Raw genomic sequence first — 11129 nt, 5'->3', positions numbered from 1 at the left:
CTTGTATCTGCATTATATCTCTCCGTTCTGTAAATGTCCAGAGTTTTATTTCAGATATGTCAACTTTATCAGATTCTCACAAATTTACATAAGATATTATGACTGTTTTTCTGTACTATTTTACATAAATTATCAATACAAAACAATTCCATATAAGAGAGCAATTCCCGGAAGTCCCAGAACACCGGATACCAGGAAACTAATCCCATTTAACCCTACACTAACATCTAATCCCCTGGCAGCCAGGACTTCATTTACAAAGAAAATCAGAGCCATCCCCGTCAAAGCACGTACCAGAAAAGTTACAATCCTGCCCGAGCGGCGTTCCTTCATTTTGTTTTCCTCCAATATCTTTTTATTATATATACTAAAAATCCACATGATTATGCCTGGAAAAGGAGACCTGTAGTACAAAAAAACAGGACCGCATCGTGTCCTGTTTTCCATTCGTCTTCTATTCTTTTTTACAGGTCAATCTCTATCGTCCGTCCCGTCCGATGATACTGATGATATCTCACGCCAGCCGCATCGAACATCCGCATGGATGCCTGAACAGACGCCGTATCCTGATATTTATTGCAGTCATAAATAACCTCTTTGATTCCGCTCTGGATAATTGCTTTTGCGCATTCATTACACGGGAAAAGGGAAACATAAAGCTTCGCTCCTTCAAGACTTCCGCCCCGGTAATTCAGGATCGCATTCAGTTCGCTGTGAACCGTGTAGACGTATTTTGTTTCCAACGGATTGTCTCCCTCACGCTCCCATGGAAATTCATCATCCGAACATCCCATGGGAAGCCCGTTATATCCCATGGAAAGAATCTTATTATCCTGACTCACAATACAGCAACCCACCTGCGTATTCGGATCCTTTGACCGCTTTCCTGACAACATTGCTACTCCCATGAAATACTCATCCCAACTAATATAATCTCTGCGCTTGTTTCCCATAATGGTTTCCTCCGTACCACTTTCCCTGCGTTTTCCCATTTTTACTCCTTTCAAGATAATCCCTTTAACATTTACAGACGAATCACATGATGTCCCGCTGCCTTTAGCAGCCGGTTCATCACCGCACTCCCAATTCCGCCCGCATCAAAAGACTCACTGTAAATAAAGTCTACTTCATCTGCGTCAAACTCACGCAGTATGCCGTATAACCGACCCGCTATCGTACTTTCATCTTCGCGGGTTCCAATACATTTCACATCTCCACAATGATAATGCTCTATAGTTTCCGTGGTTCCGATTATTCCGATCCGGTATCCCTGCGCAATTTTTTCACCGGCTTCCCGATTAATATAGGAAATGACATCTTCCAGCTTACCTTCTACAATGCTTAAGCTGGCCTTCGGTGCATAATGGCGGTACTTCATTCCCGGAGCCTTAGGGACAATCTTACTGTCTGCCTCGATCAGTGTCCGATCCACTTCCACTTCCCCAATCAATTCCTCCAGCATCTCTTTAGTCACAGCGCCCGGTCTGAGAATCATAGGCGGAGTTACCGTCATGTCCAATATCGTAGACTCTACGCCAATATCCACTGCTCCTCCGTCCAGAATCATTTCAATTCTGCCATCCAGATCCTCAGCCACATGCTCGGCCGTCGTAGGACTCGGGCGTCCGGAGGTGTTGGCACTTGGTGCGGAAATATATCCGCCTCCGGCCAGAATCACCCTCCTCGCGATCTCATCACTGGGCATTCGTACCGCAACCGTATCAAGCCCTCCCGTTGTTCCATAAGGAACCAGATCACTTTTATCAAATATCATCGTAAGCGGTCCAGGCCAGAATGCTTCTGCAACTGTCTTTGCCACCTCCGGCACATGAGTCGTAATCGCTTCCAGATCCTCCATTCTGGCTATGTGTACGATCAATGGATTATCCGACGGTCTGCCCTTTGCCGCATAGGTCTTTTTTGCCGCTTCTTCATCCAGCGCATTGGCCCCCAGACCATACACCGTCTCCGTAGGAAATGCTACCAGACCTCCATCTTTCAGTATCTCACCTGCAGCCTGAATGGATGCTTCACATATTTTATTCTTATCTATTTTATCTATTCTCGTCTTCATATTCTACCTGTATCCCAATTCTTCCAAATGCTCGCAGCGCTAACTCGATTCCGCTTCGCCGGGCAGTACCTCAAAACGCGCTGCGTTTTTCGGTCGCTTCGCTCTGCCGATGATTCGCAGCGCTAACTCGATTCCGCTTCGCTCCATCTCGTTCACGGGCATTCGCCCTATCAAAATGCACGAGAATAATTGCGCCTGTAAACAGTCGCTTTATTCCCATGCATTTTGGCACTGCTCATTGCTGTCATGTACATTATACATCAGCTAGCTGGTTTAGTCCACTCCCAGATATGCCGTGACTCCGTTGCAGATTGCCTGCGCCACCTGATTCTGATAGTCTTCTGTCACCAGAAGCGCTGCCTCTTCCTGATTGCTCAGGAATCCACATTCCACAATAATAGTCGGGGACTCCGTGCGCTTCAAAAGATAATAGGTATCATTTGCTTTTGCCTGCCGATGATTATCTTCATCAAATAACAGCAACGCATGCTGCATAATTTCCGCAGCTTCCTTTCCTTTTTCCGAATGACTGTAGTAAAAGACCTGTGCTCCGGAAACATTTTCCTCATGATAACTGTTCTGATGAATACTGACTACCAGTTCCGGAAGTTCCCTGTCAATAATCTCCACTCTTGCCTTCATATCCTCTGCTTTTTTATTCTGCGCATCCGATTTTGCCAGCATACTGTCATCCGTTCTGGTCATAACAACATCCACTTTCTTTTTTTCTAAAAGCTTTACTACTTTTTTTGCTATGGTAAGATTGATATCTTTTTCTTTCGCATCATTTACTCCCACTTTTCCCGGATCGGCTCCTCCGTGTGCAGGATATAAATTGCGCAGGTAAGTTCAACTCACCTGCGCAATTTTTTCGCTGCCATGCATACGCCAAAAAGGTACAGTTGACCTTTTAGCCCGTATTAGTAATTTTCTTCGTGAATTTCAAAATAGCTTTGAGGATGTGCACATACCGGGCAAATTTCGGGAGCCTTTGTACCCACAACTATATGTCCGCAGTTTCTGCACTCCCAAACCTTAACCTCACTCTTTTCGAATACCTCTGCCATCTCTACATTCTTAAGCAGGGCACGATACCGCTCTTCGTGATGTTTTTCAATAGCGCCCACCATACGGAATTTATGAGCAAGTTCCGGGAATCCTTCTTTTTCAGCCGTCTTTGCAAAATCTTCATACATATCTGTCCACTCATAGTTTTCTCCTTCTGCAGCAGACAGAAGATTTTCAGCTGTATTGCCAATACCGTTCAGTTCTTTGAACCACATTTTTGCATGTTCTCTTTCATTTTCTGCAGTCTTGAGGAAAAGTGCAGCAATCTGTTCAAATCCCTCTTTTTTTGCTACAGATGCAAAGAACGTATATTTATTTCTGGCACCAGACTCACCTGCAAAGGCTGCTTCCAGGTTTTTCTCTGTCTGTGTTCCGGCATATGGGCTGTTTTTTTGCTCTGTAATAGGTTCCAGCTTATCTCCTGTTGATTTGCAAAGAGGACAAACCGGTGTTTCCCCTTCCTTCACTTCAAATACTTCTCCACACACTTTACATTTATACTTCATCATATTATCCTCCTTTTTACTTTCCTGTTTTTTGATTATATCGACGGTCGGCTCACCAATATGCCTGATATCCGTATAATCGGCGATATCTCTGTCCGTTGTCACAAGATTATCCACCGAAAGACCGTGCACAGAATAATTTCCTGTTACTCTGGCGAAGGTTTTCAGTTCTTCTGTAGATACATTTAAATAATTTGCTACTCTCTGAGCGGCAGCATCTACTTTCAGCCTTGCTCTCAGTTCCGGATCCTGGGTTGCAATACCTACAGGACATTTCCCACTTCCGCATATCCGGTATTGCTGGCATGCTGCTGCAATCAGTCCCGCACTGGCAATCGCAACAGCATCAGCACCCATTGCCAATGCCTTTGCAAAGTCTGCAGAAACACGAAGCCCGCCTGTGATAACAAGATCAATATCTGCATGCACAGAATCCAGATATTTTCTTGCTCTTGCCAGAGCATATATTGTTGGAACTGAGGTTGCTTCTCTTAGGAAAAATGGACTTGATCCAGTCGCACCGCCTCTTCCATCAATCGTGATAAAATCAGGACGCGCAAAAACACAGTACTCCAGATCCTTCTCAATTCTTCCTGCCGCTATCTTAATTCCGATCGGTCTGCCCTCAGAACGTTCTCTAAGCATATCTACCATGGTGCGCAGATCTTCTTTGCTCTGAATCTCCGGGAATTTACTCGGGCTCTGGATATCCTCGCCTTTTTTCTTCCCACGTATAGCCGCAATTTCTTCCGTCACTTTCTCTCCCGGCAGATGTCCGCCCATCCCCGGTTTTGTTCCCTGTCCTATCTTGATCTCAATAGCGTCCGATGTCTTCAGATTCTCATCTGTAACACTATATTTATTCGGAATATACTCGAAGATATATTTGTATGCAGCTTCTTTTTCTTCCGGAAGGATTCCTCCTTCACCGCTGCACATGGCTGTTTTTGCCATGGCAGATCCCTTCGCCAGGGCCACCTTTATCTCTTTAGATAATGCACCAAAAGACATGTGGGATATGTAGATTGGACTTTCCAGCACCATTGGCTTTTTAGCATGCTTCCCAATAACAGTTCTGGTATCCACTTCTTCCCCATCATTCAACGGCGGTGGATTAAGCTGCGCCCCGAGCAACAGAATATCATCCCATCCGGGCATCGGCATCTTTGTACCCATTGCTCCGCCAATAGATTTTCCTGTAACCGCCATTTGATGTATCTCTCCCATATACCGGCAGGATACATCTTCCCGCGCTGTAGCAGCATCATAATCCAGTTCACCTTCATAAGTCTTCAGAGTTTCCTTTTCACCTTCTTCCGATACTAATACAAACTTTGAAACCGGCTGTTTGCATATGGGGCAGCATGAAATTTCCGAAAATGGTTTTCCTTCCCTGATTTCATCATAAATTGCGCCGCATACACCACATTTGTAAATTGCCATAAAAGCACCTCCTTTGTATAAATTTTACTATTTTAATATTAGTAACTGTTACTATTATTAAACATTTTCCTTAATTTGTCAAATGAATTTTTTGATTTTCTGGTATTCTAAATTTCCTTTTGATTCAAAATTATAAATTATTTTGATTCTGTGATTTTCATAAATCTCTATGCCACCAATCATTTCCACCACAATTTCCCGATCCAACTCTTTAATTTCTTTTAAATCCAGAAACCTCTTAAGCCATGGTTCCTCAAAAATAATTTCTGGCACATCTCCTCTCTTCCTACTTTTCACTATCTCCAGCTGTTTGAAACAGATTTCTTCTTTTTTCTGATAATCCTGACGGTAAGAAAGGAATTCTTCTTTCGAAATCAGGGAATCCCTATAATCTTCATACAAGCCTTTTTTAAGCTTTTTTATACGTTCCAGCTCGGATTCTGCTCTGACACATTCTTTTTCATTTATCTTCCCACCTTTGAAAACTGCCAGACCCAAAGGTTTCAGAAGTCCTCGTAAATCGTCAATACTTTGAATAATTATTTTCAGGTCGCTTAATATAATTTCTTCCAGAACAGCTACAGGAATCGCATGTGGTGTGCAGTATTCCTTCCCATTTCTGCGATAAGTCCCACAATAGAGAGTATATACTTTACTCCCATCTGCACGCTGCCACGTATTTTTTGCCATTGCCCTTCCACAATCACCACATTTTATAAAGCCGGCAAAAATATCCTTATTTCTTTTCGGATTCAACTCCCGTGTTCTCTTCCCCAAAAGAACCTGCGTCTTCTCCCATGTTTCCTGATCTATAATCGGTTCATGGGTATGCTCCACAATGATCCACTGCTCCTTCGGCACCTTTCTCTGCCTGCCTCTCATACATTGATGTTTCGTTCCCTGCACCATGTTCCCAACATATATTTCCTTATGGAGAATACTGTTGATCGTAGAATATGACCAATATGCCGTACTTTCCAGTCGATGACTGTTCCTGTATTTGTCCCCGTTAACCCGCTTATATTCTGACGGACAAAGAATCCCGTCTGCGTTCAGTATTCCTGCAATTTTCTGTTTTCCATATCCCTGTAAATATAAAGAGAAAATTCTGCGTACAACCGCTGCAGCATATTCATCAACTACCAGTTTATTTTTATCAACTGCAGATTTTCTATATCCGTAACTTGGAAATGATCCGATAAATTCACCTGCCTTTTGTCTGGTTTTCACTGATGTCTGGACCTTTTTTGAAATATCTTTCGCATACTGTTCATTGAAAATATTTTTGATTGGAAGCAACATATCATATGCCTGTTTCATACTGTCAATATTATCTGTCAGAGATATAAAACGCACGCCCAGCTCAGGAAAATATCGTTCCAGGTATCTTCCCGTATCAATATAATCCCGTCCGAATCTTGACAAATCCTTTACAACAACACAATTTACCTTCCCATCTTCAATATCCCTGATCATCCTTCGAAACCCGGGGCGGTTGAAGTTGGTGCCGGTATATCCGTCATCAATGTACATATCATACAGAATGCAGTCATCCTGATTTAAAATATAATCCGTAAGGAGCTTTCTCTGATTTCCCACACTGTCACTTTCTTCTTTATCACCATCTTCTCTTGACAATCTGATATACACAGCCACGTTAAATATGCTCTGAATCTTCATATCCATCATATGCCTTTTCTTTCAGATGGGATTTGATAATACGGACAAGTAATTCTTCTACGGAAATCTTCGATAAAAACTCTCTTTCCACTACGTATGGAATCTCTTTTTTTTCCCTCAAACCTTACCACCCTCCACGCTGAAATATTTTTCTCAACCTGCGCAATTAAGCTCCTCCGTGCCCTGCATCTACGACAACAACTGCTTTCCTGTCTTCCACCTGAGCTGACGAGACGTATTTTCCTATACTTCTGCTGGCCGCAATCAACCCAAGTAAAAACAGCACCGACAATAACAGCTCTACCCTCTGACGCAAAAAAACATCCCCTGTCCATACATATATCGGTTAAATATATGTACAGAAGGGGATATTTATTAATACATCTCATCCTGCATCGCAGGTCTCATTAATTCACATACTTTAAAATCAGTTCCCACACTTCCGGCTCTTCCTGTCCCAGACGCCATGCTGCTGTTCCTGCAAGCCCGTAATCCTTCATAAGCTGAAGCTTCGGTTCAAGTGAACTTACATCCTCCAACCATACTTTAAATGTACTTCCTTCCGCTTCCCATGTGGCAAAATTCTGTTTGGTTTCTTCATCCCAGTTTGCTGTTGCACCTGCCTGTGCCACTACAGCCGCTGCTTCTGCCATGGAATAAGCCGTACTTTCTACATTATCAGGATACTCTGCAGCCTCTGTTCCGGCCTGTGCACTCAGTTCCTCCGCCGTCTTCGGTGTTTCCTTCCACACTCTTGTAAAGAACGGAAGGGCACTGATCACCTTGGAAGCAGGAACTTCTTTTAGCGTATTCTCAATTCCGCTTCTCACGAAATTATAAGAGGAAACGGAACCGGCAACAGGAGATCCGCCATAATGCTCATCATATCCCATGATTACTACATAATCGGCAAATACGCCCTGTTCTTTTCTGTGGTACTGGCGGTTATACTCCTGAGGAACATAATTATCCACTGAGAGCACCAGACCGTTCTGATGACATTTCACAGACAGTTCCCGAATAAACTGAATATAATGTTCTCCACATTCTGCTGAAATCTTTTCAAAGTCTACATTAATGCCATCTATTCCAAGCTGCAACGCTGCCGCGATCAGCTGGTTCGTCAGATTTTCGCGATTCGAAGTCTTACTGAGCATCGCATAAGACTCTTCAGCAGAATTGATTCCTCCATCAAAATCGCGAATTGCAGCCCACACCTCTATGTTGGACTGATGTGCATAATTCACATAATCCGCGCTCGCGATAGAATCCATATTACCCGATATATCCTGCACATGGAACCATGTTGGCGAGATTGTCGTCAAACCCTTACTTCTGGCTATCATCTCCAGCACACTGCTGTTTGCCTCCGCATTGGTTACATTATGCCATGCCATATTAATCGTATAGTCTCTGGTAATACCGGTATACTGAGGTGCATCGAAATTCCGGCTGATCACTCTGGTCTCAGCTTTTTTCAGAGCACTTTTCTTCACATAACCGATAAATCCATCCTTTGTTCTGACCTTCTCCCAGTCACCTTCACTCTCAATAACTGTTACTTCATCTTTTTTACTGATCTCTGTGAGAATCGGACTCTTCACACCGCCCTGATATCTCACCTGCGTATCTTTTCTGGCCTGTGCCACCTGAGTTTCGCCAGTCTCCGTAACAATCATCACCCGGCTCGGATCATCAAATACTTCATATTCCATATCCGTATACTTCTGCACAAACTCAAGAGCGATATATGCTGTATTTCCCTCTGTTTTTAAAATGACGTAGTCTTCACTGTTCTTCTCTTTGGAAACCGTATAATCTTTGCTTCCCACACCTACCGTAATCACATCACCGGGCAACGTGTACAGCATAATATTTTCATTCGGATCCCAGTAAAATCTCTCGTTAATGTAATCCCGGACTGTGCCGTACTCAATATACGCTTTTCCCTCGGAAATCATTCCTTTAGGCTCAAGTACTCCATTATTGATAATGACAGCAAGCTGATTCTCATTTTGTATTCCATAATATTTATCGAGATCTGCCTTCTCCTTTGTCGGACCGTAACGCTTCCATAAAAACAGGCCTGCAACTGTTCCTACTACCAATATAATAAAGAAAATAATCTTGAGCATCAGATTTCTTTTCCGTCTTCGTCTGGATTGAGGGCGCCTGCGACGGCGTTTTCTTCGTCTCTGATCCATATTGTACCTCCTAATTCGATATACCCAACCACTTCGAATATCCATCTCAGGAGCTTTACTCGCTGATGTCCGAAGTTATATATGTAGTATATCAACAATTTACAACTCCGTCATTATTTATTTCGACATTTGTTTATATTTTTGTAATAAGAGGGGCATTTTTTATGACAAATCATGGATATCTGTCATATTTGAATACGATAGAAATACAGCGCCATTAAATCTCCCTTGTCATTCAATACATAATCCCGCATGTACTCGGAATCCTCTTTTATCATATGCGCCTTCACAATCTGTGTGGGACTTGCCGGATTCCCTTCCATCTCCATGTACACTCCTTTTTTCTCGTATCTGTTCAATTCCTGGAACAACTCCTGATACTTCTTTTCTTCCTCCGGCATAACTGCCTCCTTTTCAATGTAATAACATGATGACCGTTGATTATTATATTCCTAACTGACATATGACCTTGGAAGTGCCTGTGATATATTTCCATATGCCTTCAGGTACAGAAAACAGACCCTACATTGATAATGTAAACTTCTGCTAAATTTTATTTTTCTGATTTTTGTTGAAATCCTGCTGAAAAAATGTTATATAAATGCTGAAATCTTCTGAATTGACTCTTGTTGAAAATAATTGACCAGTTACAGATACTCCTGAAGTCAGAATATAAGACACAGTCATCTGGGAATACTATTTTCTGTATGAGTTATTATAGCAGAATATTTATGTAAACACAAGGTTTTATTTTTATTTTATTGAACTCTTATTAAGCACTATGCTATACTGATAAAAAGGAAGTGATAAGATTATGAAGATAGAAAAAATCAATGACAATCAGATACGCTGTACTCTTACACGCGCTGATTTGGCTGACCGCCAGCTTAAGCTTAGCGAACTGGCCTATGGAACCGAAAAAGCAAAATCACTTTTCCATGATATGATGCAGCAGGCAGCCCATGATTTTGGCTTTGAGGCCGAAGACATTCCATTGATGATAGAAGCAATTCCTGCTTCTGCGGACTCTATTGTGCTGATAATTACTAAAGTAGAAGATCCTGATGAACTGGACACTCGTTTTTCCAAGTTTGCACCGTTCCCCGGAAGTGACTGGGATTCAAAAAAAGAAGCTGTACTCGAAAAGCTGGAAGGTGCCGAAGAATTTCTCGATCTTCTGGGAAAGGTAAAAGAGAGCATTGCCGCTCTTCCTTCTGACAAAACCGTCAAAGAAGAAACTACAAAAGAGGCAGATGCAAAAAAGAAACCTATGTTCCGTCTTTTTTCCTTTGCTACTATGGATGGTGTTATTAACGCTGCGCACCTGCTGAAAAATATGTATCACGGTTCCAATACCCTGTACAAAGATCCCGTTGCCAATCTATACATCCTGGCTCTGACTCAGTCTGACCTGTCCACAAAAGATTATAACCGGATCTGTAATATGCTTTCAGAGTATGGTTCTCTCGAAAAAGCTTCAGGTGCTGCACTGGCATTTCTGGAGGAGCACTGTGAGATTCTGATTTCCAATGATGCGGCGCAGAAGCTGGCATTAATTTAAAGTATTAAAAAATGGTGTAACCTTTATTTTGTAGGGCTACACCATTTTTTCATTATTTCTTACACTTCATACAGCACTGCATTCAGTTTTTCAACTAATAACTCAGCATCCATTCCATGTACCATAGCAGCCTCTTCAATAGACTCACCCTGTGCACTTGGACATCCTACGCATCCCATTCCAGCTTCCTGAAGAACCTGAACGATCTGTGGGCATACTGCATAATATGTGCTAAGCAATTCACCAATTGTCATCTCTTTAGATACCTTTGCCATTTTTTGCGCCTCCTTCGTAATTGAATAACGCTTTTTTCTATCAGCGTAATACCTATTATATCCACTTTCCGTCATTGTGTAAACATTTAAAAGAAATTTATTCATAAAATTTGACTATTTAAAAGTCAATATTTCTTTCTATTTTTTTCGACAAAAAATCATTTTTATTATATCTACACAAAACGTCCGTTCTTTTATTTACCCCGAGTAATCAACCAAATTTGATGGGTTTTGTGTTGATAATGTTGATAAGTTTTGAAAAATACCAGTTTTTCCACCTTTTTCGCTCATTATAATGTTGATAACTTTGATAAATGA

Annotated in this window: 12 protein-coding genes and 1 pseudogene; 1 reads left to right on the top strand and 12 read right to left on the bottom strand. The window is 42.0% G+C overall.

Annotated elements, in window-relative coordinates; translation table 11 throughout:
• Positions 1 to 132: 132 nt before the first annotated feature.
• The 11 genes and pseudogenes from ACQRCC_RS08040 to ACQRCC_RS07990 form a co-directional block, all read right to left on the bottom strand.
• Positions 133 to 333, bottom strand: a complete 201-nt coding sequence (locus ACQRCC_RS08040) for a pro-sigmaK processing inhibitor BofA family protein (protein ID WP_427850291.1) — start codon at positions 331 to 333, stop codon at positions 133 to 135.
• A gap of 131 nt (positions 334 to 464) precedes the next feature.
• Complete coding sequence (locus tag ACQRCC_RS08035; protein WP_427850338.1) at positions 465 to 953, bottom strand: deoxycytidylate deaminase; 489 nt, start codon at positions 951 to 953, stop codon at positions 465 to 467.
• Positions 954 to 1024: 71 nt separating this feature from the next.
• Positions 1025 to 2074: an L-threonylcarbamoyladenylate synthase gene (locus tag ACQRCC_RS08030; RefSeq protein WP_427850290.1), complete on the bottom strand. Its 1050-nt coding sequence runs from the start codon at positions 2072 to 2074 to the stop codon at positions 1025 to 1027.
• Positions 2075 to 2347: 273 nt separating this feature from the next.
• A complete protein-coding gene (locus tag ACQRCC_RS08025) occupies positions 2348 to 2917 on the bottom strand; it encodes an N-acetylmuramoyl-L-alanine amidase (protein WP_427850337.1) in 570 nt (189 codons plus the stop codon).
• A gap of 77 nt (positions 2918 to 2994) precedes the next feature.
• Positions 2995 to 3648: a rubrerythrin gene (gene rbr / locus ACQRCC_RS08020; protein ID WP_427850336.1), complete on the bottom strand. Its 654-nt coding sequence runs from the start codon at positions 3646 to 3648 to the stop codon at positions 2995 to 2997.
• A gap of 60 nt (positions 3649 to 3708) precedes the next feature.
• Positions 3709 to 5091, bottom strand: a pseudogene (locus ACQRCC_RS08015) (glutamate synthase-related protein); the annotation flags it as partial.
• Between the two features lie 78 nt (positions 5092 to 5169).
• Positions 5170 to 6780, bottom strand: a complete 1611-nt coding sequence (locus tag ACQRCC_RS08010; protein WP_427850289.1) for a recombinase family protein — start codon at positions 6778 to 6780, stop codon at positions 5170 to 5172.
• Entirely contained in the window at positions 6749 to 6892 is a 144-nt protein-coding gene (locus tag ACQRCC_RS08005; RefSeq protein ID WP_427850288.1) for a hypothetical protein, read from the bottom strand. Before ACQRCC_RS08005 ends, ACQRCC_RS08010 begins: the two co-directional genes overlap by 32 nt.
• Before the next feature lie 45 nt (positions 6893 to 6937).
• A complete protein-coding gene (locus tag ACQRCC_RS08000) occupies positions 6938 to 7087 on the bottom strand; it encodes a hypothetical protein (protein ID WP_427850287.1) in 150 nt (49 codons plus the stop codon).
• A gap of 91 nt (positions 7088 to 7178) precedes the next feature.
• Positions 7179 to 8975: a glycosyl hydrolase family 18 protein gene (locus ACQRCC_RS07995; RefSeq protein ID WP_427850286.1), complete on the bottom strand. Its 1797-nt coding sequence runs from the start codon at positions 8973 to 8975 to the stop codon at positions 7179 to 7181.
• A gap of 185 nt (positions 8976 to 9160) precedes the next feature.
• Positions 9161 to 9376, bottom strand: coding sequence for a hypothetical protein (locus ACQRCC_RS07990; protein WP_427850285.1), 216 nt, complete (start codon positions 9374 to 9376; stop codon positions 9161 to 9163).
• Between the two features lie 413 nt (positions 9377 to 9789).
• Here ACQRCC_RS07990 and ACQRCC_RS07985 point away from each other — a divergent pair, with 413 nt between their 5' ends.
• Positions 9790 to 10536 (top strand): adaptor protein MecA, encoded by a 747-nt coding sequence (locus tag ACQRCC_RS07985; protein ID WP_427850284.1) that lies wholly within the window; start codon positions 9790 to 9792, stop codon positions 10534 to 10536.
• 59 nt (positions 10537 to 10595) lie between these two features.
• Here the strand turns inward: ACQRCC_RS07985 and ACQRCC_RS07980 are convergent, their stop codons facing one another.
• Positions 10596 to 10811 carry a DUF1858 domain-containing protein gene (locus tag ACQRCC_RS07980; RefSeq protein ID WP_427850283.1) on the bottom strand — a complete coding sequence of 72 codons (216 nt, stop codon included), beginning with the start codon at positions 10809 to 10811 and terminating at the stop codon, positions 10596 to 10598.
• Positions 10812 to 11129: the final 318 nt, after the last annotated feature.

It is taken from the genome of Sporofaciens sp. SGI.106 (assembly GCF_050314255.1).
Taxonomy (GTDB): Bacteria; Bacillota; Clostridia; order Lachnospirales; family Lachnospiraceae; genus Claveliimonas.
The sequence above is the reverse complement of the archived record's forward strand: the minus strand, read 5'-3'. Positions and strand labels throughout refer to the sequence as shown.

Bases quoted from the DNA above. Each gene is read 5' to 3' on its own strand.
- ACQRCC_RS08040 (WP_427850291.1), bottom strand. From the start codon at position 333: ATGAAGGAACGCCGCTCGGGCAGGATTGTAACTTTTCTGGTACGTGCT.
- ACQRCC_RS07985 (WP_427850284.1), top strand. From the start codon at position 9,790: ATGAAGATAGAAAAAATCAATGACAATCAGATACGCTGTACTCTTACA.
- ACQRCC_RS07980 (WP_427850283.1), bottom strand. From the start codon at position 10,811: ATGGCAAAGGTATCTAAAGAGATGACAATTGGTGAATTGCTTAGCACA.
- rbr (WP_427850336.1), bottom strand. From the start codon at position 3,648: ATGAAGTATAAATGTAAAGTGTGTGGAGAAGTATTTGAAGTGAAGGAA.
- ACQRCC_RS08035 (WP_427850338.1), bottom strand. From the start codon at position 953: ATGGGAAACAAGCGCAGAGATTATATTAGTTGGGATGAGTATTTCATG.
- ACQRCC_RS07995 (WP_427850286.1), bottom strand. From the start codon at position 8,975: ATGGATCAGAGACGAAGAAAACGCCGTCGCAGGCGCCCTCAATCCAGA.
- ACQRCC_RS08030 (WP_427850290.1), bottom strand. From the start codon at position 2,074: ATGAAGACGAGAATAGATAAAATAGATAAGAATAAAATATGTGAAGCA.
- ACQRCC_RS08010 (WP_427850289.1), bottom strand. From the start codon at position 6,780: ATGATGGATATGAAGATTCAGAGCATATTTAACGTGGCTGTGTATATC.
- ACQRCC_RS07990 (WP_427850285.1), bottom strand. From the start codon at position 9,376: ATGCCGGAGGAAGAAAAGAAGTATCAGGAGTTGTTCCAGGAATTGAAC.